The organism is Blautia sp. HCP3S3_H10_2, assembly GCF_052122375.1.
In the GTDB taxonomy this organism is placed as follows: domain Bacteria; phylum Bacillota; class Clostridia; order Lachnospirales; family Lachnospiraceae; genus Blautia_A.
This window is the reverse complement of record NZ_JBQKCL010000025.1, coordinates 1-24,182: the sequence shown is the minus strand read 5'-3', so window position 1 is coordinate 24,182 and position 24,182 is coordinate 1. Positions and strand designations below refer to the sequence as shown.

20 protein-coding genes, 2 pseudogenes and 1 riboswitch are annotated in these 24,182 nt (G+C 41.2%); of the genes and pseudogenes, 7 read left to right on the top strand and 15 right to left on the bottom strand.

Features of this window, described 5'->3' with window-relative positions; all coding sequences use genetic code 11:
- Positions 1-283 precede the first annotated feature (283 nt).
- On the bottom strand, positions 284-1,699 hold the full coding sequence (locus ACTQWB_RS18090) for an Ig-like domain-containing protein (protein ID WP_441502825.1): 1,416 nt from the start codon (positions 1,697-1,699) through the stop codon (positions 284-286).
- 153 nt (positions 1,700-1,852) lie between these two features.
- On the opposite strand from ACTQWB_RS18090, the gene ACTQWB_RS18085 reads away from it, so the two are divergent.
- Together ACTQWB_RS18085 and ACTQWB_RS18080 are read left to right on the top strand one after the other, a co-directional pair.
- Complete coding sequence (locus ACTQWB_RS18085) at positions 1,853-2,035, top strand: ribbon-helix-helix protein, CopG family (RefSeq protein WP_441502824.1); 183 nt, start codon at positions 1,853-1,855, stop codon at positions 2,033-2,035.
- A gap of 80 nt (positions 2,036-2,115) precedes the next feature.
- A complete protein-coding gene (locus ACTQWB_RS18080; RefSeq protein WP_226844576.1) occupies positions 2,116-3,150 on the top strand; it encodes a helix-turn-helix transcriptional regulator in 1,035 nt (344 codons plus the stop codon).
- A gap of 82 nt (positions 3,151-3,232) precedes the next feature.
- Here the strand turns inward: ACTQWB_RS18080 and ACTQWB_RS18075 are convergent, their stop codons facing one another.
- Positions 3,233-4,444 carry a tyrosine-type recombinase/integrase gene (locus tag ACTQWB_RS18075; RefSeq protein WP_441502823.1) on the bottom strand — a complete coding sequence of 404 codons (1,212 nt, stop codon included), beginning with the start codon at positions 4,442-4,444 and terminating at the stop codon, positions 3,233-3,235.
- Between the two features lie 153 nt (positions 4,445-4,597).
- On the opposite strand from ACTQWB_RS18075, the pseudogene ACTQWB_RS18070 reads away from it, so the two are divergent.
- Positions 4,598-4,678, top strand: a pseudogene (locus ACTQWB_RS18070) (NADH peroxidase); the annotation flags it as partial.
- 189 nt (positions 4,679-4,867) lie between these two features.
- Here the strand turns inward: ACTQWB_RS18070 and ACTQWB_RS18065 are convergent.
- From ACTQWB_RS18065 to ACTQWB_RS18045, 5 genes are all read right to left on the bottom strand, one after another.
- Positions 4,868-6,082, bottom strand: a complete 1,215-nt coding sequence (locus ACTQWB_RS18065) for a tyrosine-type recombinase/integrase (RefSeq protein ID WP_441502822.1) — start codon at positions 6,080-6,082, stop codon at positions 4,868-4,870.
- Positions 6,083-6,314: 232 nt separating this feature from the next.
- A complete protein-coding gene (locus ACTQWB_RS18060) occupies positions 6,315-7,448 on the bottom strand; it encodes a hypothetical protein (protein WP_441502821.1) in 1,134 nt (377 codons plus the stop codon).
- Positions 7,449-7,547: 99 nt separating this feature from the next.
- The gene (locus ACTQWB_RS18055) at positions 7,548-8,660 is read right to left on the bottom strand and encodes a hypothetical protein (protein WP_441502820.1); all 1,113 of its coding nucleotides are present in this window, start codon (positions 8,658-8,660) and stop codon (positions 7,548-7,550) included.
- A 157-nt stretch (positions 8,661-8,817) separates the two neighbouring features.
- Positions 8,818-10,065, bottom strand: coding sequence for a zinc ribbon domain-containing protein (locus ACTQWB_RS18050; RefSeq protein WP_441502819.1), 1,248 nt, complete (start codon positions 10,063-10,065; stop codon positions 8,818-8,820).
- 173 nt (positions 10,066-10,238) lie between these two features.
- Positions 10,239-10,943: a serine/threonine protein kinase gene (locus tag ACTQWB_RS18045; protein WP_441502818.1), complete on the bottom strand. Its 705-nt coding sequence runs from the start codon at positions 10,941-10,943 to the stop codon at positions 10,239-10,241.
- Between the two features lie 156 nt (positions 10,944-11,099).
- Between ACTQWB_RS18045 and ACTQWB_RS18040 the strand changes: the two genes are divergently transcribed.
- The 3 genes from ACTQWB_RS18040 to ACTQWB_RS18030 all read left to right on the top strand — a co-directional run bounded on the left by ACTQWB_RS18040 (position 11,100) and on the right by ACTQWB_RS18030 (position 14,301).
- A complete protein-coding gene (locus tag ACTQWB_RS18040; RefSeq protein WP_441502817.1) occupies positions 11,100-11,525 on the top strand; it encodes a helix-turn-helix domain-containing protein in 426 nt (141 codons plus the stop codon).
- Between the two features lie 34 nt (positions 11,526-11,559).
- A riboswitch (Fluoride riboswitch) is annotated at positions 11,560-11,668 on the top strand.
- A gap of 53 nt (positions 11,669-11,721) precedes the next feature.
- On the top strand, positions 11,722-12,939 hold the full coding sequence (locus tag ACTQWB_RS18035) for a cation:proton antiporter (protein WP_441502816.1): 1,218 nt from the start codon (positions 11,722-11,724) through the stop codon (positions 12,937-12,939).
- A gap of 159 nt (positions 12,940-13,098) precedes the next feature.
- Positions 13,099-14,301: an iron-containing alcohol dehydrogenase gene (locus ACTQWB_RS18030; RefSeq protein WP_441502815.1), complete on the top strand. Its 1,203-nt coding sequence runs from the start codon at positions 13,099-13,101 to the stop codon at positions 14,299-14,301.
- Positions 14,302-14,393: 92 nt separating this feature from the next.
- Here the strand turns inward: ACTQWB_RS18030 and ACTQWB_RS18025 are convergent, their stop codons facing one another.
- From ACTQWB_RS18025 to ACTQWB_RS18015, 3 genes are read right to left on the bottom strand one after another with little or no spacing between them, the layout of a single operon-like run.
- Complete coding sequence (locus tag ACTQWB_RS18025; protein ID WP_441502814.1) at positions 14,394-15,374, bottom strand: glycosyltransferase; 981 nt, start codon at positions 15,372-15,374, stop codon at positions 14,394-14,396.
- A 13-nt stretch (positions 15,375-15,387) separates the two neighbouring features.
- Positions 15,388-15,990: a TVP38/TMEM64 family protein gene (locus ACTQWB_RS18020; protein ID WP_441502813.1), complete on the bottom strand. Its 603-nt coding sequence runs from the start codon at positions 15,988-15,990 to the stop codon at positions 15,388-15,390.
- Entirely contained in the window at positions 15,962-17,164 is a 1,203-nt protein-coding gene (locus ACTQWB_RS18015; protein ID WP_441502812.1) for a glycosyltransferase family 4 protein, read from the bottom strand. Before ACTQWB_RS18015 ends, ACTQWB_RS18020 begins: the two co-directional genes overlap by 29 nt.
- Before the next feature lie 88 nt (positions 17,165-17,252).
- On the opposite strand from ACTQWB_RS18015, the pseudogene ACTQWB_RS18010 reads away from it, so the two are divergent.
- Positions 17,253-17,324: pseudogene (locus ACTQWB_RS18010) on the top strand (DUF6783 domain-containing protein); the annotation flags it as partial.
- Positions 17,325-17,598: 274 nt separating this feature from the next.
- On the opposite strand, the gene ACTQWB_RS18005 reads toward ACTQWB_RS18010, so the two are convergent.
- The 5 genes from ACTQWB_RS18005 to ACTQWB_RS17985 all read right to left on the bottom strand — a co-directional run bounded on the left by ACTQWB_RS18005 (position 17,599) and on the right by ACTQWB_RS17985 (position 24,062).
- Complete coding sequence (locus tag ACTQWB_RS18005; protein ID WP_441502811.1) at positions 17,599-18,723, bottom strand: D-alanyl-D-alanine carboxypeptidase family protein; 1,125 nt, start codon at positions 18,721-18,723, stop codon at positions 17,599-17,601.
- Positions 18,724-19,404: 681 nt separating this feature from the next.
- Entirely contained in the window at positions 19,405-20,622 is a 1,218-nt protein-coding gene (locus ACTQWB_RS18000) for an ATP-binding protein (RefSeq protein WP_441502810.1), read from the bottom strand.
- Between the two features lie 198 nt (positions 20,623-20,820).
- A complete protein-coding gene (locus ACTQWB_RS17995) occupies positions 20,821-21,663 on the bottom strand; it encodes a carbohydrate ABC transporter permease (protein ID WP_441502809.1) in 843 nt (280 codons plus the stop codon).
- Positions 21,660-22,622, bottom strand: coding sequence for a carbohydrate ABC transporter permease (locus ACTQWB_RS17990; protein ID WP_441502808.1), 963 nt, complete (start codon positions 22,620-22,622; stop codon positions 21,660-21,662). The genes ACTQWB_RS17995 and ACTQWB_RS17990 overlap by 4 nt, the downstream gene beginning before the upstream one ends.
- A gap of 72 nt (positions 22,623-22,694) precedes the next feature.
- On the bottom strand, positions 22,695-24,062 hold the full coding sequence (locus tag ACTQWB_RS17985; protein ID WP_441502807.1) for an ABC transporter substrate-binding protein: 1,368 nt from the start codon (positions 24,060-24,062) through the stop codon (positions 22,695-22,697).
- Positions 24,063-24,182: the final 120 nt, after the last annotated feature.

The following is a 24,182-nucleotide window of genomic DNA, read 5'->3' as shown; positions in this document are numbered from 1 at the left end:
CTCGATAATCAACCATGGTTATCGACCTCCTATAAATGATAGTCACACATATGTGTGCCATCTTCATTATAGGACTAATCTATGTCCATGCACTATGCAGCGGAAAGCGTGTACTGAAACACCGGAAAGCATGCACTCGATGACCGTGCAGTGTGCACTGATTCATCGGTATTTACAGGAATTGAGCCACAACGAATTGAAGAAGCCATTGAGGGACACGCACAGTTATTATAAAAGGGAGCCGAAAAGCTCCCTTCATAGTTTGCAATCTTGAATTTTTTTACTAACCTACCATCCTTTTGGAAACTCCGTAAAAAGAATCTTTCTGATTGTCATCTAACTTGATATATCCTCTCTGTCCATCGTATTTGAAAATCATATAGTTATTATTGTCTTTTGAACAAAATCCCTCTAAAGTAGCAACAGCACCTTTTTTTAGAGTAAAGTTATTTTTCCCACTTGGAGAACTATAAAAAACAAGATTTTTCATTGCTACAAATTTGTTATCATAAAAATAATTTTGGTAACCATCCTGATAATACTCTGAGGTTAATTTACTCTTGTCTTTGTAATATAAAGAAGTTGCAGCGGCTGTATCAGACGCTCTTTTAAATACACCATTTGAATATACATAAGTATATTCCACATTAACTGCGCCTGTAAGATATGGTTGAATTAAGTATTTTATTTTGATCGTATTATTTCCATTAAATGCTATATCATCAAGTGTGGTATAAGCATGTGAAAAACCACCCAATTTTTCATTTAATACTGTTTGAAATTTATTAGTTGCCTTATTATATTGAATAAAGAAATCGTCTTCGGAATATGAATAACCACTTTGAACTCGTATTATCTGAATATTATTTTTTAATGCTATATAGGATATACAAACATTATCACTCGATAATGCAAACTTCTGTGCATTTTTCCCATTTACAGATATTGATAACGTGCCATTAAATTTATTATCAGACCATCCAGTTCCTGTGGCTTGGATATCAAGCTGATCTTCATTTCCGTCTCCTGTCAGATCAATTTTGGTATGTAATTCATGATTTCCATAGACAACATTTATCATACCTAAATTCAGCTTTACTCCAATAATAGCTGTATGAATTGGAGTGTTATTAGATGGTGTATTCGTTGTTCCTACCGTAATTTTACAAGTTGCTTTCTTCCCACTTCCATCTTTCACTTTCACTGTAATTGTGGCAGTTCCATTTCCAACAGCTTTCACAACACCTTTTGAAGATACTGTTGCTACTTTTTTATTGCTTGAACTCCAAGTTACCGCTTTATTGTTAGCACTGCTTGGAGAAATTGTTGCTTTTAAAGTAAGAGATTTCCCCTTTTTAAGTGTAGCTGATGTTTTATTCAGCTTTATGCTTTTTACTGGCTGCTTAACTGTCACTTTGCAAGTAAGTTTTTTCTTTCCATATTTTGCGGTGATGACCGCTGTTCCTTTCTTCTTAGCCTTTACAACACCTTTTGAAGATACTGTTGCTACACTCTTTTTGCTGCTTGTCCAAGTAATTTTCCCCTTTGTTCCACTTGCTTTCAAAGTGTAAGTTTTTCCAACATTAAGGGAAATACTCTTTTTGTTCAGCTTTGCGGCACTGGCTGAAACTGGCATGGCAATCACGCTTAACAGTAAACAGCACAATAGCATAATTGACAGTTTTTTGATTCTTTTCATACTCCTTTTCCTCCTTGGATTTTTTCTTTCATAGTACCATAAAACGTACCTTTTTACAATTCGATTGTGTATTACAATTAGATATTTATTCGTAATATATAAAACAGTCATTCTAAACTCTATAATCGAATACAGATTAAGGAGTGATACAACATGAAAAATGAACCTTTAATAATAAAAAAGCGTGGTGAAGATGGCAGCAGAGTTATCACCGTCAGAATAAAAGAGGATATTTTAGCATCTTTAGACCAACTTGCAGCAGAAAGTAACTATTCACGAAATGAATTGATTAATATTATTTTGCGGCATGGGATTGAGAATATACAGATTCAATGAGAGCGGAAATCCGCTCTTTTTTCTTTGCTCTTGGAATGGTAGAATACTGTTATAATAGTTTCCAAAAGTGAGGTAATGTTATGCCAAAATCAGAAAAACAAAAGCTGAAAACGCTCTATGTAGCGGAATATTTCTTAAAGAATACAGATGAAAACCACCCGACAACGATCAAAGATATTATAGATTATTTGGAAACTGAGCATGATATTCTTGCGGAACGCCGTTCTGTCCTTAGAGATATTCTTATTTTACGTGATGAATTTGGTATGGATATTGAATGCCCCACACAAGGCGGCTCTTATTATCGACTTCTTTCAAGAGATTTTGAACTTGACGATTTAAAATTGCTTGCGGAATGTGTTCACGCCACAAAGTTTATTTCCAAAAGCAAAGCAAAAGAACTTGTGGAAAAAATCGGTTCGTTAGGAAGTAATTTTGCAGCAGAACAGCTTCAAGAGGAAGTATTTCTCTGCGATCGTGTAAAAACTAACAGAAAGGGGATTTTAAGCAATATTGCTAATATCAATTATGCTATGTCACGCCGTTGGGATGCGCAGCCACGAACACCGTCAAAAATAAGTTTTCAATATATGAAATATCAAATCAGTGACGTACATTCACAGGTTGAACGCCGCAAAGGAGCCGCTTATATTGTAAGCCCCTTTAAACTACTTATTAATGACGGAAACTATTATCTTTTAGCATATAGTGATTATGCGAAAGCTATGAGAACTTTTCGTGTTGACCGAATGAAAAATATTAAGGTTCTGGAAAATCAGCCAAGAGAGGGCGAAGAAGAATACTTATCAATAGATATGGACAGTTATACACAAAGAGTTTTTTCTATGTTTGGCGGTAAAAAACGTCGTGTCCGCATACGTTTTATTAATCCTCTTTTGGATACTGCGATTGAACGCTTTGGAACAAAAGACGCTATTTACTCAGCAGATGGAAACTCTCATTTTATAGTAGCTGCCACAGTAGAAATCAGCGATCAGTTTCTTGCATGGGTCTGCGGTTTCCGCAAAAAAGCAACTATCATTGCACCCTCTGATGTGGTAGAAGATATGAAAAATTTTCTCTCTGATATTTCAGACCGCTATAAAAACGAATAAAAGAGATAGAAAACCGTCAAAAAGTTAATGATTCTGACGGTTTTCTTCTTAAAAGTTGTCTAAAGTTCTTAAAAGTTGATACTTAAAGCTGATTTAAATTATTTTGTAAAATCTCAATTCCTCTTTTAGATACTGCTATATAGTATTGTTGCGTTACGTGAATATTTCCATGCCCCATAATAGAACAAAGTAAATGCTGCGGAGTATTCATTTCAGCCATCCTTGTTCCAAAAGTATGCCTCAGATAATGATATTTGAACTGAATGCCTAACTTACTTTTAATCTCTCTTGATGGATATTTAAAAGAGTTTACAGTCTGAATCGTTCCATTAGGCAAGCAATTCACAAGTTTTGTGGAAGAAATTCTGCTGCTGTCAAGATCATCTATAAATCGTTGTTTTTGTTCCCTTACAGCGGCAAAGGTAACTGCATCCTCTTTTGACTGCTGCCACTGTTTTTGTAAATGTTCTTTTAACACTTTATTCATATACACTGTTCTTTTAGCATTTCTTGTTTTTAGTGGCACTAGCTTGATTAGTCCATTTTGATACTGCATCTGTCTGTCAATACTGATAGAATTATTCTCAAAATTCACATGATCCCACTTCAAGCCATAACATTCACTGATACGAAGTCCACAATATTTTCCAAGTAAATATGCTGTTTCTGCATTTGTTCCCTTAAAGTATTCATCTAAAAGAGAAATTTCTTCTTCGCTAAATGTCACAATTTCAGTATCTTCATCTATTTTCAATTTTGGCATCTTGATTTTCGTATCCTTGTTCATACACAGTTTACTGTATATATCAACGCTCAAATAATTACGCGAATATGCTTGTCCAAAAATTAGATAAAATATCTTTAAAAAACTTTCTGTATATTTATATGTGTAATCATCCACATAATATAATTCAGTCAAATAATCATTGACTTCTGCAACAGTAATATCATCAACATATCTGCTGCCGAACTTATCTCTGATATGATTTTCCCAAAGAGAATCTTGTTTTCTGATTGTCTGATACGCCTTACCTGAACAACCTTTCTCTCTGTATTCCTTAAATACTTCTGCAACTGTTTTTCGTTCTACTGGTTTTAGTGGTTGATTCAATGCTTCTGCATCAACAGCAATCTGTCTTGCCTTAATCGCTGCCCTTTTTGTATTTAATGAATTACCAAATTCATCCTTGCAGCTTCTTTTAGAACTACGTTTTCCATTTTTTGTGAATGTATAACGAAACGCCCATTTTCCATTTTCAAGCTGAAATACACCTACATCATTCTGTTTTCCCATTTTTCTGACCTCCAATAGTGTAGATCAGAGTGCAAATTTTTGAAAAGATACTACTAAAAAGTTGCACAGTGTGCTAATATAAAACAAATAAAAACATTCTAAAAAGCCTTGAAGTATCAGCACTCAGAAGTTTTTTCAAGTCACGAGCGAAGCGAAGTGACTTATGAGATGGCTAAGGACGAGGCTAGACACGGAAAAGCATTCGCTGGTCTGCTTAAGAGATACTTCGGCTAATCCGAAAACCCGCATAAAATAAGGATTTTTACGAGAGGGAATCACGAAAGTGGTTCCCTCTTTTTAACGCATTTTTCATTGAAAAGGAGTACAAAAAGTGTACACACCTCTATTTTCATCCCTACTATTAAAACAAAGTATACTTCACAAAAGTGTACATTTTACGTTTCCACAAGCAGCCCGGCTGCATCATAGTTCATTCAATTTTTCCCGCAAAGCCTCAATTCCTTTTTCGGACACTGCAATATAATACCGCTGCGTTACCTGAATATTGCTATGCCCCATTTGATTGCACAACAGATACTGTGGCGTATTCTGTTCCGCCATCCTTGTCCCGTAAGTATGGCGAAGATAATGATACTTAAACCCAATGCCAAGCCTGGCTTTTATCTCCCGGGATGGATACTTAAACGAATTTACGGTCTGTATGGTTCCATCGTAAAGACAATTCACCAATTCTGTTGAAAAAATTTTCTTACCATCTAAATCTTCTATGATCCGTCGCTTCTGCTCCCGTACTTTTGCCAGTTGCTTTGCATCCAAAGCTCTCTGGTTCTTCAGCCTTTGGAGATATTCTTTTAGAAACTCACATAAGTAAATTGTTCTTTTAGCATTTCTCGTTTTTGGCGGAACTAATTTTACCAGCCCCTCCTGATATTGCATTTGCCGGTCAATAAAAATAGTTCCTTTTTCCAGATTTACATGATCCCATTTTAGTCCATAGCATTCATTAATACGCAACCCGCAGTAACGTCCCAGAAGATAAGCCGTTTCCGTATTTTTTCCTTTAAAATAAGCATCAAACACTTCCAGCTGTTCATTGGAAAAGGCCACAATTGCCCTTTCATCATCACATTTCCGTTTTGGCATGGATATCTTAGTGTCTTTGTTAGTACAAAGGCGGTTATAATCGTCAATGGAAAGATAGCAGCGTGAATACGCCTGTCCAAAGATTAAATAGAACATTTTCAAAAAACTTTCTGTATACTGATAGGAATATTCATTTTCATAGTACAACTGTGCAAGGTAATCATTTACCTCTGCAGAACTGATCTCGTCTACGAAGCGTTTTCCAAATTTTTTCTTTAAATGATTTTTCCACAGGGAATCTTGTTTCCGGATAGTGCTGTAAGCCTTGTCTTTTCTTCCATTTCTGCTGTATTCCTCATAAACTTCCCGAACCAGTCTCCTGGCTGGCATGGGTTTTCGAACCCGCTCTGTCCAGGCTTTTATAATCGCCCTCTCTCTGGCTTTTATTGCCGCGCCTTTAGAGCGCAGTTTGCCTCCATATTCGTCCGTAGTTTTCCGCCGGCTGATTTCCTGCCCATCAACTTTAATTTTAAAGCGATACGCCCAAGCCCCATTATCCATCTGAAAAACTCCCACATCCTTTTGTTTACCCATGTTTTTTCCTCCAGTTTTATAAAATATGGTGTTTCATGGATCATACTACACCTGAAATGCCTCGATCCAACAGAATTTTTGAGCAAGCAGAATTATCAAAAATAAAAAAAGCGTTTACTTTATTCACAACATGTCGTAATCAACCAACATGTTATTTTAAAGAAAACGCTCTTTTATTCCACCTGTTTTATTTCCAGTTTATCCATGACCTTTTGATAAACTTCCAAATCCTTTACCTCTTGTAAATAGCTGGATGTGACCACTCAAAAAGTCCGTCATAATATTTTCCTTCATATATGAAAGAAGTGTAGCAAACTTTATCTACAGTAATCATATATATTTCATTTCCATTTCTTAAGTAAGCCCCGTGTTGATTCATTCCTTCTGAACCATCATAAGCGACGCTGGTATATTCCCACGTAAGATCTTTATGAAAAGTCAAAACTCCAGAAGCCTGACTATCTGGTTTTCTCGAACTCCAGTTTAACTCTAAATCAAACGCATTTTCATCGGGAACAGTTCCTTCATACACATGGTCCTTAATTTTGACACAATAATCATCAACCAGCAGCAATTCGTTTATTCCATTCCAGTCAGTTATTTCAGAGCTGTCAAAAGTCAGCAGATGTGTTTCCGGGTCATATGTATAATTTACCGTAATAGTATCATCTTCCGTATCACTTATTCCCTCATCATAATACAAAATTGTTCCTTGTGTATCTGTTTCTGGTGTTATTTCAAAATAGTCACTTCCATCCTCTTTTGTACTATAGTAAACACCTGCAATTCCGATTTCTTCTATCTTCTTCTCTGCATCATCATGCGCATCACTAAAACCATTTCCATTTATGGAAAAATTATATTTAGAGCTGCCGATGTAGATAACTATTTTAACATCTGAGCCATTCATTAAAGCATCAATAAGAGCTTTTGAATCTTCTCCCGTAAGCTTCAGATCACCATTTGGAGCTGAACTTTTTGGTGTACATTCGCCTGTTTTTTTATCAATTTTGTATTTAAATGCGATTTCATCACTATCCAAATAGCTTGCTTTTTTGTTCTCATATTCAAGCAATCTGAATGTCAATGATTCTTTTTGGGGTTCATAAAATACGACAACAGCCAGATCTTCCCCCGAAGTAGCAGTATTCTCAAACGTTCCCTGACAAATGGATGCACAAAATATCTTTCCTGTAGAATCGCCAAAGTCATCTACATATTCATTCTCATACCAGTCACCAAATGTGGTAACTCCATCCCCATTTTCAATCTGGGAAATAGAATCATCCTCCGCAAAAACATTTACTTGTGAAAAACAAAAACCTACTGAACATAATAAAATTGCCAATAAAACCTTTTTCTTCATCTTGTTTTCCTCCTACGCTTCTTCTTTATATTGTGCGAACCATAGTCCCTCCCAGCACAACTTGTCTTAGACATTTTCTCAGTCTATCCTCTGGAAATTTTATTCTGCAAATCCAAAATCTTCCAATGTCAGTCCGCAATCCGTAGTAGACAGATAATCTGCCAATGCATCCAGCAACGCGGCATTATGGGTATTCCAGTACTCAACAACAGTTTCTGTTGCATCTTTCGGGTTTCCCTCCAGGTCGTAATACTGGTCCAGGTTAGTATCTTCCTTAAAGGTTGCCGGTTCAAATACCATTTTTGCACCGCCATCCATTTCTTCAGAACCAGTCTGACTATAAAACTGTACACTTGATTCGGCTTCATACAAAAAGATAATAGAACTTTGTTTTTTATCATCCTGATCGTAATAATAATCTTCATATATTGTGACATATGGAACACCGCTTTCTTCTGTTGCAGCAATATTAATCACATGATCAGCATCTTTGTAATATTCATGCTGATAGTAATTGTCCAGGACCTCCTCTTCATGATTTTTCATATATTCATAAAGTGTAGCTGCAGAAGCAGATAATTTATTTTTTGACACAACCTCGTTATAACCACACTCTTCGCATGCTTCAGCAAATCCATTACCGCTAATGGTAAAATTGTATTTAGAATTTCCAATATAAATAACACATTTAATATCCGTTCCGCTGCACAATGTATCTGCCAACCAGTTACCATCTTCATTTAACATGCCTAAATATAAATCCCCATTAGGCGCACTACCAAACAGATCAAAGGATTTTACCTCATCCCCGACTTTTGTTTTTAAAATGATTTCATCCTCTTCTGAAGATAAATAGGTAGCTGGTGAACTTCCATATTCCATAAGCCGGAAAGCCGAAACAAATTTCTGAGAAACTTTCTGAACAAAAAGAACTCCGCTTAATTTCGCTTTTGAAGTTGCCGTATTACTGAAATCACCTGTTATCGGTGTTTTTAACACTGGATTTTCTCCCTCGGCTTTATCTCCAAACTCATCTACTGCCTGATCGATCACCCATACCCCATGCAAAGTTCCTACATTAGAATCCTCTTCTGCATCGGAATCTGTCTCACTCTCTACAACTGCATCCGTATTCTCCTCCGCATAGGAAAGCGTTGGAAACATAAATGTACACCCCATTACCATCGTCAATGCCAGCATTCTTTTCTTCATCTTATATACCCCCTATTTTCTTAGAATAATACAACTTCGCCCCATGCCAAAAATCCGCAAAGACCTGTTAAATTATTGTAAAATAAATTCAGGGGTAAAACAATTAACTGGCTGCATAGTATAAACATTTTTTCGTTCATACTATACAGCCAGTCATTCACTCAAAACTCGCCTTCGTCGTATCCACCGGATGTTCCGCTTTATTATCAATGTCTGTATCATTTCCCGAGAATATACTTCCGGCAAAATCAAGGACTTCTGTTCCCGGCAGTTTCTCAATGCAGACAGCCGTTCCATTTCCGGTAAATGTATTGTTTAAATACTCTGGTGCTGTTCCGTAGGCAGTGCTGGTACAAAATTTCAAAGCAGTGGTATTATTGGTAAAATTACAGTCTGTGACATTGACCCAGGCACCATTCTGGGCAACCGCAGCCGTATCCCCGCCGTCAAAGCTGCAATAGGAAAGCAGAACCAGGCAGTACGCATTCAGTCCGATTCCGGAATCCCCCTGAAAATCAACGCCAGTTATTTCCGCATAATTTCCATTAAGCCCTTTCATGCTCACAGTTCCGGTAAAAGTTGTCACAGCCTCTCCTTCGGTACTTCCATAAATTCCCCACACATGATTTCCAAAAGTAATATCACCCTCATAAGTCACTGCCGGAAGATGGAGATATACCGGAGTCTCGCTTGGTACCTCTTCTTCAATTGATGCCAGCAGAGCATTCAGTTCCTCTGTGGTCTCCATAGGTGTATCTTCTGCGAAATAAGTAACTGCAGCCTGCTTCTCAATAGTAAGCCGGGTACTAAGGGAAATAGTATCCCCGTTTTTCATAGTCAGTGTCCACAAGATATCATTCGTTCCACTGTCGGCTGTATAGTAAATATCAGAAACATACGCTGCATCTGGAAAACTTTCATTGTGAACCGGTTCTATATATTCCACTTTCTGGGAATTTTCACCCGGTTTTGCATCAACCCGGCAGGATTCCACTTCTTCCGTAAATTCCTCCCATGCCAGTTCCCCGGTCTCCTGATTCAGAACATACAGCTGACAGGGCAGCGCACTGTCCATACCTTCCGACAGGGTGTCTGTACGCTCTCCCTGGGCATGTCCAGTCACACCATCTCCCTGGGAAAATGTCAGCAGCACTTTGTATGATCTGCCCTTATCCTCATAAGTGATCTGCGCGCCGCCTTCGTAGGTCTGCGGCCTGTGATGTATGGAAACCGCCACGCCAGCAGCAGCCAGCAGAACTAACGCCGCCACAGCCATCAGCGCTTTCTTTTTCCACCTTCTTGGTGCTTTCATTTCTGTTTTTTCATTCTGGATTGCCGTACAATGCGGACAAAAAGAAGCATTGTCCGGAAGGGACTGTCCACATTTCACACATTTTTTACTCATTCTCGTTCTCCTTTTTGCAGCTGCTATAACATATTTGGAGCTGGTTCTGGCAAATCCTCCATTCTTTCTTATTATTCAAAAAATCTATTTGATGGATACACCACTATTATTTTAAATCATGGTAACTATTCAAAACCAGCCTCTAAAGTGCTTTCCTAAACCTGTCCAATCTTCTACAGTATCTCCATCAGATGCCGGATATCTTTATACCGCTTGGAAGGACTCATCATTGTACACCGCTGCACAATCCGGCCCATTCTGCCGCCAGCCAGTTTCCTGGAAGGATGCTCCCCAGTCAACATAATATTAAGCAGAACTCCTAACGCATAAATGTCAGCCCGACCATCTGACTGGGAAAGTCCATACTGTTCCGGTGCCGCGAAACCAGTGGTTCCCAGGATCTGGGTATCCCCCTGGATTGCATTTTTATATATCCTGGAAGCATCAAAATCGATCAGTACTGCTTCCTTTCCTCTTATGATCACGTTATCCGGTTTTACATCTCTATGTATCACACCCATAGAATGCAACACCCAGAGCGCCATGCACAGCTGCCTTGTGATCTGTTTGGCCTCACCCGTTGTAAGAAAACCACCTTCCAGAATCTCTCCAAGCGTGTCACCCTGTACATATTCTTCCAATAAGGCTGTTCTGCCCTCCTTTTCTCCCACCTCCATGATCTGCGGAAGATTGGGGCAGGAAATCGTCAGAAGCTTCTGATAGACTTCGCTGCTTCCATAAAAATGCCGAAAAATAAAACGGGTACCGCTGTCTCTGTGACGTATAAGTGAGACCTCGCCCCGTTCACTTTTCTTTATCAGCCTGACCGTATCGTACTCCTCACGGACCGCTTTCAAAAGATTGTCATAAATATCCATTTTTCTCCATCCTATGCTCTGTGCATATTGTTTTTCAAGTCTGATTATAATATAATTTGTTTGATTGTGTATATGGATTATTGTAACTGATAAAATATAGAATGTAAAGAGTTGTTGTATACTGAAAATTTTCAGACGGCAATAAAGGCGCGTAATATGAAAAAGAAAAATACAGATGATCTGCGGCAGGAGCTTATGGATTCACCGGATCTGACCCAGTTTCTGACCCGGAACCAGGAGCACTTTGTCAATGAAAATATCTCCGATCTATTAAACCAGTTGTTTGAACGAAAAAATATCTCGAAAGCGGCTCTTGCCAAGCAGTCGGGCATGAGCGAGATCTATCTTCACCAGATTTTTGCCGGCCGCAGGAATCCTTCCAGGAATCGTCTGCTGTGTCTGTGTTTTGGATTAGATGCAACAGTTGAAGAGGCCCAGGAGTTGCTCCGGCTTTGTAAAATGGCCCAGCTCTATCCGAAGCTGAAGCGAGATGCCATTATTTATTATGGACTGCAGCACAAACTTGGATTGTATGAAATCAATGACCGGCTTTTTGATGCAGATGAAGAAACCCTGTTTTGACATCTTCATCCAGATGTGCTATGATACTCCCAGCAAAAAACAGGGGAATGAATGTCTCCCCGGAAGCAGAAACCTTTCCCGAATATATAGGAAACCAGTTTCTGCCCCGAACCGCTTATTAAGCTGATGACTTCTGTGATAACCATAATCGCAGGAGGCATCAGCTTTTCTGCGTAAAAAGGAGGATTTTATAACAATGTTAACATCACTTGCTTTTATTTTTCTCGTTGGACTCTCATTGGCAGCTCTCTGCCAGACAATCAAGCTGCCGCGCATTATTGGAATGCTGGTTACCGGTATTTTGTTAGGGCCTTATGTACTAAATGTGTTGGATTCCTCTATTCTGTCCATCTCCTCAGAGCTGCGGCAAATTGCACTTATCATTATCCTGCTGAAGGCAGGGCTCTCCCTGAACCTGGCTGATCTCAAAAAAGTAGGGCGTCCGGCCATTATGATGGCCTGTATTCCCGCAACTTTTGAAATCCTGGCTTACTTTTTACTGGCACCTTATTTCCTGGGAATTACCAGGCTGGAGGCAGCGGTTATGGGAGCGGTTATGGGGGCAGTCTCCCCTGCGGTAGTTGTTCCAAGAATGGTACAGTTGATGGATGAAAAATACGGTACTGCCAAAAGCATTCCGCAGATGATTCTGGCAGGGGCTTCCTGTGACGATATTTATGTGATCGTATTGTTTTCCACATTTTCTACCATGGCGCAGGGAGGAAATGCACACGTCCAGGATTTTATCAACATTCCGGTTTCTATTGTCCTGGGTATCGTACTTGGAAGTATTGCAGGTTATCTTCTGTCCCTGTTTTTTGAGACCGCTTATGCTCACAGTCATATGGTGCGAAACAGCATGAAGGTAATCGTTGTACTTGGTATTTCCTTTCTGCTGATATCCATCGAAACCTGGCTGAAGCCTGTTGTTTCCGTTTCAGGACTTCTGGCTGTGGTAAGCATGGCCTGCGTTTTGAAGTTAAAATGCACCCCGTCTGTTTCTGCACGCCTTTCCCAGAAATTCGGGAAACTATGGCTGGCTGCTGAAGTCCTGCTTTTTGTACTTGTAGGCGCTTCTGTGGATATCCGCTATACCTTAAAGGCCGGCCCTGCTGCCCTGGCAATGATCTTTGCAGCGCTTCTGATCCGTACCCTTGGCGTTTCTCTTTGCGTTACCGGAACTGACCTGACATGGCGGGAAAGACTGTTCTGTTCCATTGCCTACCTTCCGAAAGCAACCGTACAGGCTGCGATTGGGTCTGTTCCAATGGCTATGGGCCTTCCCTGCGGGCAGATCGTGCTTTCTGTTGCTGTACTGGGAATTCTGATCACAGCACCCCTTGGAGCAATCGGGATGGATTGCAGTTATAAGAAGCTGCTTTCCAGGGAAATCAATAAAAGCCAGACATTTTAAAATTTATCGTTTGAAAATTATTCCATAAAATTACAAAATCCGCTCTGGTCATTTACATTTCCAGCATATATAATGATGTCAAATGCATAAGACCGCTCACAGAACACTTTTTTGCGAAGAATTGCAAATTTATTTTCATATTTTACGGAGGCATTTCCCATGATAAATTTTGATTTTTACGCTCCAACCAGAATTCTTTTCGGTGCAGACCGGGAAAACGAGGCTGGGAAACAGGTTGCCGCATTTGGCGGGCATAAAGTTATGATTGTTTATGGAAAAAAAGGTGGACATGTGGAATCATCAGGACTGTTGGAACGTGTACATCAGAGCCTGAATGAAGCCGGACTTTCCTATATAGACTTTAGTGGCGTGGTTCCCAATCCCCGCCTTTCCCTGGTAAAAGAAGGGATCCGCATTGGCCGGGCCCAGGGAATTGATTTTCTTCTTCCAATCGGTGGCGGAAGCGTGATCGATACTGCCAAAGGAATTGGCTACGGAATCGCCAATGATTTTGAAATGGAAGATCTGCTTTACGGTCGTGTAAAAACAGATAAAAATCTGCCAATCGGTGTTATCCTTACAATTGCAGCTGCCGGTTCTGAGATGTCTTCCTCCATGGTTCTCACTATTGAAGACGGTATGATGAAGCGTTCCTATGGGCACGACTGCTCACGCCCTAAATTTGCTATTATGAACCCTAAGCTTACCTATAGCCTTCCCGCTTACCAGACTGCCAGCGGTGCTGCTGATATTATGATGCACACTATGGAGCGGTATTTTACTCCTACTGATACAGATACCGCCCTGACTGACCGCATTGCAGAGGGACTTATGGTATCCGTGCGGGATGCCGCGCAGATTGCAGTAAATGATCCGGAGAATTACGATGCCCGCGCTACTCTTATGTGGGCCGGAAGTCTTTCCCATAATGGGCTTACCGGGGCAGGACGGGTATCTGATTTTGCCACTCACAAGATCGAACATGAACTGGGCGGCATGTTTGATGTGGCTCATGGAGCCGGACTTGCAGCCGTCTGGGGAAGCTGGGCCAGATATGTATATAAGACGAATCCGGGCAGATTTGCACAGTTTGGAGAAAAAGTATTCGATATTCATATTCCAGAATCCGCAGATACAGTACCTTCCATAGAGACCGCTGCCCTCTTAGCCATCTCTGCCTGGGAAAACTGGTGTCATTCCATCCATATGCCAGCCTCCCTTACAGAGCTTGGCATCCACCCAACAGATGCTCAGATTGAAGAAATGGCGGAAAAATGCGTATACGGAAGGAATGGACATGTTGGGTTCTTCCAGGAATTGAATAAAGAAGATATTGCCTCGATTCTTCACGCGGCTATCTAATACAGGACATAAGGACATTTCAATTTTCCCGGACTCCTATTTTTATTGCATCCGTCTTCAATTCTGCCCGTGATGACTTCTTCATGCAACCTTCATATATTTCCCGAAGCTGCGCACCTGTTTTTTTCAATGGCACGCTCCCTGGCAACCCGGTAGCCATTTTCTGTCAGATCCGCAGCTTCCTCTTTCAAGATTCTTTTTATCAAGGCCTGGAATTCATCGGTATTTCGTCCCTTATACACTTCTTTTCCATCCTGCAGCCAATCTGCATATACTGAAATATCCCGGAGCAAAATCGGGATTTTCATCGCCAACGCTTCCAGAACCACGATTCCCTCTGTTTCTTCATAAGATGGAAAAAGGAACAGATCACTGCCTGCATATGCCTCCCGGAGCATATCCGGCTCTGCATAGCCTGCAAATTTCAGATTCGGCAGCTTTATCTGCAATATCTTACGGATTCTTTTCGGCAGCATATGCCGGTTTGCTTCGCCGAACCAGATAAACTGATATTCTGGCATCCGTTTCGCCAATTCTACAAAGTCCAAAATTCCTTTCCGCTCAATCGTAAGTCCCACACACATGATAACTTTCTGTGTATCTTTGTATCCATACCTTCTGCGAAATGCCTTCTGGTCTACATAGGTTCTGTCATAATATGCAAGGTCAATCCCATTTGATACTACCCGAATCTCTTTTTTAATTCCATATGAAAGCAATAACTGTCTGGCATATTCAGATGGCGTTACCACAATTGTCCCCTGGCTATAACAATATTTGATCCATTTTCCGAAAAGGCCATCCAGCTGGTTTGCTCCAAGAAACGAATTACGGAAATCCTCCCTGGTTGAATGCGCATGATACACCACTGGGATGCCTAACCTTTTTGCCTTTTTCGCAGCCAGAAGAGATTGCGGGAATACTGTGTTGATGTGCACAACATCTGCGTTTTCCAGACAGTTTGCCAATCCGATGTGATTCTGTCTTGCCCCGATCTGCTGATGCCTGAGCGCACGCCCTACTCCACTTTTCTCCACCAGCTTTTGAACTCCTGAATATAAATATACCTCCATTTTTTCGCCTTCCTCATGCAAATATTCTTAAAATGCCTTGAAATACCTGATTCAATCCCAGACTGTATAACACGATTGCAAGTGGTTTTCCAAGCAAAATAATGGCGGTGAATCTCCGAAACGGAATCTGGCTGATACCAGCCAGATAGCAAAGAAAATCATCTGGCGCAACCGGTAAAAATATTAGTAATGCAAAAATCTTTTCGAACTGGTTTTCTTTGAGCAGATATTTGCTGTACTTCGCGAAAAATTTACCTCCCGTCATCCTGACCACAATTTCCTGTCCAAAATGTCTGGCTATCAGAAATGCCCAGACGGATCCCACGCAGATTCCAACATAATTAAAAATGAATCCTTTCACTGGTCCCCAGAATACAACGCCATACAGACAGCCCACCGCCCCTGGCAGAATCGGTATCACTACCTGAATTGCCTGGATCAGCATAAAAAACAGCGGTGCAAATACTCCACAGGAAGTTAAAAACAGGTTCATTTTTTCCTGATTTGTGAAAATTCCCATCTGCCATCCAAACACAGTCAGAATCAAAACGCAGACCGTACTGATCATGAATATTATTTTTTTATATTTATCCAGCCATTGGATGAGTTTCAGCATCCCTCTCATATCCTTCCATCCGCTTTTCCCGATACTGTTCTATTACATTCTGGTAGATACGTTCGATATTCGCACCGAATGCCTCTGACGATAATTTCTGCGCACTTTCCCGTATCTGAACTTCAGTGAAACCTTCCTGTGTATCAAACAGTTTCTGATATCCATCCAGAAATTCCTTTTCGTCTTCATATGCATATCCATTGACTCCATCCATCAGCAGCCCATTCAGGCAATCATCTTTGCGCACAAGCAATGGCTTTCCCGATGCAAGTGCCTCCACATAGGTAAGTCCTTGTGTCTCGCTTCTGGACGCCGATACAAAAACATCGCCAAGTGCGTAATAATTCTGAATCTGGCTCCACGGTTCTTCCCCTGTAAATGTCACATAGGACTTCAATCCCGATTCTTCCACGATCTGCTCCAGATTTGCCCGCTCTGGGCCATCACCCACCAGCAAGAGGCGGACATCTCTGTCTGTGTCAATCACCTTTTTTAAGAAATGTAGAATCTCTGCTATATTTTTTTCCTGAGATAATCGTCCGATGCAAAGAAGGATATGCTGTCCTGGTTTTATCCCATATTTTTCCTTTAGGGCATGAACCTCGTTCCAATCCGGCCTTCCGAACTTGCCTAACTGGATACCGGTTGGCTGTACAATAATTTCTTTGTTCACCCCATACCCACGGACAATCTTTTGCACCTTCTCGGTGGGAACGATCACGGTATCTGCCCGGTTCAGGCAAATCCGGCTCAATAACCGCACCACACCTTTCAGCCGCTCATTTCCCGGAATCCGCAGATAATGTGTGTAGTCCTCATAAAGTGTATGATAGGTGTGTACCAATGGTATATGGAATTTCTCTGCTGCCCTTCTCCCCATATGTCCTACCAGAAATTCCGTCTGCGTATGAATTACATTCAAATGAAGCGCCTTGATCTTCCGGTACCATTTCTTTGCAAAAGCACAGCTTACCCTGCGTTCCTTCAGCAATACAAATGGGATACTTGGCATCCGATAGACGTGTGGTTCTTTCTCCTTTTGCTTCGGGTTGCTGACAGTAAATACATACACATCATGCCCCAGAAGCTCCAATTCCTTTTTTAACTGGAACACAGAAGTTGCCACTCCATTTGTTTCCGGATAATATGTATCTGTAAATAAACCAATTCTCATACTGTTCACCTATGCCCTCTGCTTCCACAAGCTATATATCCTAGAGCGTGTTTGAAAAAGGCTTTCTGCAAAATATACCGCAAAGTAGGGTGTGCAGATTGCTGGAATGATTTTTCAAACAGGCTCTAGTTGTAAGAAACGCTTCTTTTCATTATTGTAACTACTCGAAGCTGATTTCTAAGGTATTTCCTATCTCATCTGTACAAATCATCTGCCAAATGCATTCGAATAGTCACTCATTTTCTATATACTACAAAATACTTCTTTCAAATCTAATGGAAAATTCTAAACAATTCCTAAATCCTCTGTTATATCGCAAAAAAAATCCCGACAGACAGATAAGAATTTTCCGTTACTGCACATCAGTTAAACAGTAACTATTCCCATCCGTCTGTCGGAATCGTATATAACACAGTTTTATTCTTCTTTCAAACCTACTGCTTCGCCGCCACAGCTTCCCCAAGTCTGTTATAAATCGTTTTCGCATCTAACAGATGCGGTACCCCTGTAGCATCTGCCGGAGCGCCCGCAGTCACCAGAATATATTCTCTGTCATAAATCTGGGCAAAGCTTGCCAGGCAGTGTCCTGCTTCGGACGTGTATCCCGTTTTTCCTCCCAGGATTTCACCTCCAGTAACCGTAGTATCCGACATATTTTTAAACATGGTGCTATAATAGGTAATTCCATCCGGGTGTACATTAGTCGCCGGAGTGGAATGAAAATGGCTCTCGATCACATCCCGGAATGTATCATTATGTAACGCGTATTTCAGCAGCAGTGCAATATCATAAGCCGTACTGTAATGCTCCGGGTCATGGAGTCCTGTACAGTCCATAAAATGGGACTCTTTCATCCCTATGGATTTCGCCTTCTGGTTCATCCTTTGCGCAAAAGCCTCCTCGGAACCAGATACCGCATCAGCCAATGCCAGACAACACTCTGCCCCAGACGGCAACATTGCCCCATAAACCAGATCCCGCACCCTCACACTTTCCCCTGGCCGGAATCCAGCCTGAGTCGCATCCTGTCCATCCAGTGCATAAAAAATATCATCGCTAAGTGTGATCTCACTGTCCAGATCCGAAAACGCTTCCAACGCCACAATCGCCGTCATAATCTTCGTCATGGAAGCCGGATAAATCCGTTCCTCTCCATTCAGATCCCCGATCACCCTGCCACTCTTCACATCCATCAAAACCACATTAGAACTATTCACTCCCGTTACATCCAGCTCCTTCACCGGCGGCCCATCGAACCTCCCCAGGAACCCCGAAACCTTCGCCCCCAGTCCCCTATTCCAACAAAAAGCCCCCGCCAGCAACACCAGAATCAGAATCTCAATCAGCGCACTAACCACCATCCTGCGCCTCTGCAGCCTCCTACGCCGACTCCTGCTACCGCTTCTCCTAGCACTACTTCCTCTGCGGCTCCCAGTCGCTGTTCTATCCGTATTTCCTCTTTGACCGCCTCTCGTTACTCTGCCTTTATTTACAGCCTGATTGCTTTCATTCTCCGACCTGCCGGCCCGTCTATCCCCTCTATCTCTATACTCTGCCATCCGCAAAGCACCACCTTTCTCATCTATTCCTACATTATACACCATCCCATCCTATCACACCATTCTTTAATTTTCCTATAACCATCTACCTCCACCACCAGCGCAGCACAGCATCCGCGTCCCTCCTCTCTTCCCATACCTCACCGCCCTCCACCACCAGCGCAGCAAAGCGCCCGCGTCCCTCCCCTCTTCCCTCTACCTCACCGCCCTCCACTACCAGCGCAGCGCAGCGTCCGCGTCCCTCCTCTCTTCCCGTACCTCACCGCCCTCCACTACCAGCGCAGCACAGCGTCCGCGTCCCTCCTCTCTTCCCATACCTCACCGCCCTCCACCACCAGCGCAGCAAAGCGCCCGCGTCCCTCCCCTCTTCCCGCACCTCACCGCCCTTCCACTACCAGCGCAGCGTCCGCGTCCCTCCTCTCTTCCCGCACCTCACCGCCCTTCCACTACCAGCGCAGCGTCCGCGTCCCTCCTCTCTTCCCATACCTCACCACCCTCCACTACCAGCGCAGCGCAGCGTCCGCGTCCCTTATACACGCTTTTCCCGCCTTGAATACACAGCCGGGGGATGGTGCTGGAACCGGGGGATTCGTGGCGGGTTCTTGCAGGGACTTAGAGGGCTGGCAAGGTTCCGACACAAGCCCCCGGTTCCAGCACCATCCCCCGGCGTCCTCACTATAATCAGGTCAATATCAACTCTTTTTTTCGCAACAAAAAATCGATAATATTCAAGTGAATAATACCATCATGACTCATATCAATTTTATCAAGAGACATTACATACTTCGGCGATGCATCCGTAATCCTGCTGTACGCCCCAAATTCCCTTTGTACAGTTCTCTCATCCGCCAGCAAATAAGTCACCTGGATAAAGCATTTCTTTCCATTCTTAATTGCAACAAAATCGATTTCCCCCTTAAACGTCTTCCCAGCAAAAACTGTAAAACCTCTTGTTATCAATTCATTATAAACAATGTTTTCAAGGAAAAAAGTATCCTCATAATTTATAGTATTTGTATTAATCGATCGAAATCCCATATCAACCGCATACTGTTTCTCACGATTGCTAAGAGCTACCTTTCCCACAATGTTATATCTTCCCACACCATGAATCAAATAAGCCTTTTTCATTTTTTCCAGATAATTATAAACTGTTCTTCTGGATATTGTTCTATTTTCCTTTTCAAATACCTTAATGATATTTTCAACAGACAACTCTTTCCCGGCATTCGCCAAAATATAAAGAGAAATGTCCATAAAATTTTTCTTATCAGCGCCTTTACTTCCACCTACAATATCCCTGTTCACAATACTTGTGTATAAATTGGTAAGATATCTGTGAACAGAAGTCTCATCTTTATAATCAAACCGCAACGGAAAACCGCCCCATTTCAAATAATCAAAAAAAAGATCCTCCGTCCAATCCATTCCATTGAGCTCATAATACTGCTTCATTTCATAAAATGAAAATGGAAGTATTTCAAACTCTACCGTCCTTCCCGTCAAAAGAGTCGCCGACTCCCCTGATAAAAGAGTTGAATTACTTCCTGTTACAAAAAGTGAAACATTAAGCGTTGCCCGAAAAGAAGCCAATGCTTTCTCAAATTGATAAACATGTTGGATCTCATCCAGAAAAATATAATATTTTCCCTCCTGTGAAATCCTGCTTTTAATTTCTTTGTTCAGATCGGATGCATTTTCAATATAATCATAATCCAAATCCTCAAGATTCAAATATATAATATGATCCCCTGGTACCCCCTTCTCTTCCAACTCATCCCTTATCGTATCAAGCAAAATAGATTTCCCCGAACGCCTCACCCCTGTAATCACCTTAATAATATCAGATTCATAATACGGTCGTATCTGTTCCAGATACGTTTCTCTCTTTAATCTCAAAATATGCACCTCCTCTTTTCACAATTTATCATTTTTTTGCAATTTGTGCAATATACATTTGCACAAATAATTTATTTTATCGCAGTCGTGCACTATTACCATGCATATAATACGCAAAAGCTCTTATTTTATTCCTATAAAATAAAAAAAGCAAGGTACACATTTCGCATACCCTGCCTTAAAGTAAGTGCCATTCACTTATTCCTTGACACCACCAAGTGTTACTCCTGCAATAATATATTTGGAAAGTAATAAATACACAATAATGATCGGTACAATGGCAACCGTGATCATCATATAAATTTTACCCATGTCAAAACTCATATAATCTGCACCACGAAGTGTGGCGATCAGAATCGGCACTGTCATTTTATTTTTTGACTGGATAATCAACGCTGGCACAAAATAATTATTCCAGGAGCCTACAAATGTAAAAATTGCCTGTACTGCAATCGCCGGCTTCATAATAGGGAGCACAATACGGTTAAATGTATGGAATTCCCCGGAGCCATCAATTCGTGCTGCCTCTACAAGAGAAAGCGGCAACGAAGACTGCAGATAGCTGTACATAAAGTAAAATACGGCCGGAGACGCAATGGAAGGAATGATTAACGGCAAAAGAGAATCATAAAGTCCCATTTTAGTCATCAGACGAAGAAATCCCATTGCAGTTACCTGTGTAGGCATAACAAGAATTGCCATAATAAATGTAAAGGCAACCTTTCTTGCTTTAAACTCATAGGCATAAAGACCATATGCAGTCAGTGAGGAAAAATAAGTACAAAGCGCTGCACTACAGGAGGAAACGATCACACTGTTCAAAATTCCCCTGAACATCGGAAAGCTTCCATCATTGGCCACATTCTTCAGATTCTGAAGAAAATATTTTCCCGGTAATGCAGAGAACCCTTTCTGAAGATCTCCATGGGATCTGGTTGCATTGATAATCAACACATAAAAGAAGAACAGACACATGAAAGAAAGAAGGATCAATACGATATGTGCGAAAACTGTTCTTACACGGCTTCCTGTTTTCTTCATCTTCTTAATCTTCTCCTTTCTTCCTTAGCACGTTTCTTTGCTGCCTTTTTCGAGCCATCCGGATCATTGTCATTTGTCATATGATATACGAAAAAGCATAAAATTCCACTAATGATAAACAAATAAACAGATAATGCTCCAGCCATACCATAGTTCTTACTCTTCAGATGACTGTTCAGGAACATGATCAGAGTCATGGATGTTCTGTCAGGGTTACCTTGTCCGTTTGTCAGAATCTGCGGAACATCGAACATCTGAAGACCGCCAATAATGGAAGTAATCAGTGTATATGCAAGAATCGGACGGATCAGCGGCAATGTAATGTAGAAGAAACGTTGGAAGCTGTTGCAGCCATCCAGATCTGAAGCTTCAAAAACATCCATACTGATTCCCATAACCGCAGCCATCAGCATAATCGTCGTATTACCAAACCACATCAGAAAGTTCATAAAACCAACAAGTGCCCTTGTTCCAAATACAGATCCCATGAAATCAATTGGCTTCTTAAGCCAGCCAAGAGACAGAAGAATGGAATTTACCGGTCCATTTGTGGAAAACATTGTAAAAAACAAAAGCGCAAATGCGGATGCCATGATCAGGTTTGGCAGATAAATAACCACTTTAAAAAACTGTTTTCCTCTTATTTTCAGACGTGCATCTGTGAACCATGCAGCCAGAACCAGTGCTACCACGATCTGCGGTATAAATCCGATCAGCCACAAAATCAACGTGTTGGCCCCATATTTAAACATATCGGATTTCAGCAGGCTGATATAATTTTCCATACCAACAAAATTAGGTCCGATCTGTTTGATTCCTGAACGGAAATATTCGAAAAAACTGTAACGGACCGTGTCAACTAACGGAATTAAAGAAAAAATCAAATAGGTTATAAAAAAAGGAAGGATAAACAGGTAACCCCATTTTCCATAATTAATGCTTTTCTTCTTTTTCTTCATAACTTTTCTCCTATATGCCCCCGCAAAAGGGGAGAGAACCCCGCAAAGCAGGATTCTCTCTGGCAAACGCTTTTATTCTGGCCACTTAACTTCTGTGATTTCAGGATAACGCTCTTTGATAGCAGTTTCAAAGTTTGCTTTTGCTTTATCAAAGTCAACATTTCCCTGGAAATAATCGCTGAAGGAATTCTGGATCAATTCTACGCAACCCTGATCGTAAGCGGAAAGCGGTGCAATTTTAATGTTCTCTGCTACAGGTGAAAAGTATGTAAATGGATTTTGTCCGCCAAGGAATTCAGATGAGAATTTTGCATCATCTGTGGCAGCCTCAGCCATACCACTCTTAGTGTTTGTAAAGTCTGAATAATCCTGGGAAATCTTTAACAGATTATCTTTGTTTCCTGTCATTGCAAGGATAATATCCTTTGCATGCTCCGGATCATCTGTACCGGTTGCTGCATGGATGTAGGAACCACCCCAGTTGTATTCCTGCGGAGGATTTGTAACAGCCCAGGAACCAGCCTCGCCGTCCCAGTTTGGACTTAAGGTGAAATCAATTCCCCATGCCGGGAAAAGGAATGCGAATACTTTTGACTGTGATCCCATAGCCTTATTCCAGTCATCGTTCCACTGGCCTTTTACAGTTGGATCAAGGAAACCAGCATCCAGCCACTCTTTGGAATCATTTACCCAATCCATGATTTTCTGGTCAACTGTGATTGTGGTATCTCCAGGCTGTACCCAGGACTGGGAAATGCTGTTTCCATATAAACGGAAAGTATCTGCATAAGAAGCAAATGTGTAATATCCTTTTTCTTTCAGCTGGGCTGCTGTTTCTTTCATAGTATCCCAGTCTTTTACTTTCTCGCCAACCTCAACAGGATCATCGGTGCCAAAAACTTCTTTTGCAATGTCACGACGGTAAACAAGGGTTCCAGGGCAGCACTGCCATGTAGATCCTCTCTGTACTCCGTCAGAATCAGAAGCTGTTGTCTTTGTAAAATCATACTGGTCTGCAAGATCTGTGTCCGGATCGATTCCAAGATCTGTTAAAGGCATTGCGACATCTGCATCTTTATCTGTATATTTGAAGACGTAGTCTGTCTCAGATAAGAAAATATCAACCTTATCATCTGCTGAAGCATCTGCCTGATTCAAAAGTGCCTCGTCAAGTTTCTGCTGATAAACACCATCCTGATTCGGGTTAATGATCCAGTGGATCTCAGTTCCATCTTTTAAAGTTGTTACAGTTCCATCGCTGGATGTGGACTCAACTTCCGGATAAATTGCTTCCAGACGTGTACGGAATTCATCATTCCAGGAATAAATATTGATAACTTTTCCCTCTTCTGACTCCGCATGGCATACAGTTGCAGTTGCGCCCATGCCGGTAACAGCCATAACAGCTGTAAGCAACATTGATACTGCTCTCTTTTTCATATTGAAAAAACCTCCTCATATAATCAAGTGTTTTTATTGAAAATTCAAGGTTTTTCAACCTTTCATATCTCAGTGAATAAGCCACAGCTATGAGCATTTCAATGTATCAGGTACTGAAAT

What these genes read in the sequence shown, in the direction of transcription:
- ACTQWB_RS18090 (WP_441502825.1), bottom strand. Translation starts at nt 1,699, where the DNA reads ATGAAAAGAATCAAAAAACTGTCAATTATGCTATTGTGCTGTTTACTG.
- ACTQWB_RS18085 (WP_441502824.1), top strand. Translation starts at nt 1,853, where the DNA reads ATGAAAAATGAACCTTTAATAATAAAAAAGCGTGGTGAAGATGGCAGC.
- ACTQWB_RS18080 (WP_226844576.1), top strand. Translation starts at nt 2,116, where the DNA reads ATGCCAAAATCAGAAAAACAAAAGCTGAAAACGCTCTATGTAGCGGAA.
- ACTQWB_RS18075 (WP_441502823.1), bottom strand. Translation starts at nt 4,444, where the DNA reads ATGGGAAAACAGAATGATGTAGGTGTATTTCAGCTTGAAAATGGAAAA.
- ACTQWB_RS18065 (WP_441502822.1), bottom strand. Translation starts at nt 6,082, where the DNA reads ATGGGTAAACAAAAGGATGTGGGAGTTTTTCAGATGGATAATGGGGCT.
- ACTQWB_RS18060 (WP_441502821.1), bottom strand. Translation starts at nt 7,448, where the DNA reads ATGAAGAAAAAGGTTTTATTGGCAATTTTATTATGTTCAGTAGGTTTT.
- ACTQWB_RS18055 (WP_441502820.1), bottom strand. Translation starts at nt 8,660, where the DNA reads ATGAAGAAAAGAATGCTGGCATTGACGATGGTAATGGGGTGTACATTT.
- ACTQWB_RS18050 (WP_441502819.1), bottom strand. Translation starts at nt 10,065, where the DNA reads ATGAGTAAAAAATGTGTGAAATGTGGACAGTCCCTTCCGGACAATGCT.
- ACTQWB_RS18045 (WP_441502818.1), bottom strand. Translation starts at nt 10,943, where the DNA reads ATGGATATTTATGACAATCTTTTGAAAGCGGTCCGTGAGGAGTACGAT.
- ACTQWB_RS18040 (WP_441502817.1), top strand. Translation starts at nt 11,100, where the DNA reads ATGAAAAAGAAAAATACAGATGATCTGCGGCAGGAGCTTATGGATTCA.
- ACTQWB_RS18035 (WP_441502816.1), top strand. Translation starts at nt 11,722, where the DNA reads ATGTTAACATCACTTGCTTTTATTTTTCTCGTTGGACTCTCATTGGCA.
- ACTQWB_RS18030 (WP_441502815.1), top strand. Translation starts at nt 13,099, where the DNA reads ATGATAAATTTTGATTTTTACGCTCCAACCAGAATTCTTTTCGGTGCA.
- ACTQWB_RS18025 (WP_441502814.1), bottom strand. Translation starts at nt 15,374, where the DNA reads ATGGAGGTATATTTATATTCAGGAGTTCAAAAGCTGGTGGAGAAAAGT.
- ACTQWB_RS18020 (WP_441502813.1), bottom strand. Translation starts at nt 15,990, where the DNA reads ATGCTGAAACTCATCCAATGGCTGGATAAATATAAAAAAATAATATTC.
- ACTQWB_RS18015 (WP_441502812.1), bottom strand. Translation starts at nt 17,164, where the DNA reads ATGAGAATTGGTTTATTTACAGATACATATTATCCGGAAACAAATGGA.
- ACTQWB_RS18005 (WP_441502811.1), bottom strand. Translation starts at nt 18,723, where the DNA reads ATGGCAGAGTATAGAGATAGAGGGGATAGACGGGCCGGCAGGTCGGAG.
- ACTQWB_RS17995 (WP_441502809.1), bottom strand. Translation starts at nt 21,663, where the DNA reads ATGAAGAAAACAGGAAGCCGTGTAAGAACAGTTTTCGCACATATCGTA.
- ACTQWB_RS17990 (WP_441502808.1), bottom strand. Translation starts at nt 22,622, where the DNA reads ATGAAGAAAAAGAAGAAAAGCATTAATTATGGAAAATGGGGTTACCTG.
- ACTQWB_RS17985 (WP_441502807.1), bottom strand. Translation starts at nt 24,062, where the DNA reads ATGAAAAAGAGAGCAGTATCAATGTTGCTTACAGCTGTTATGGCTGTT.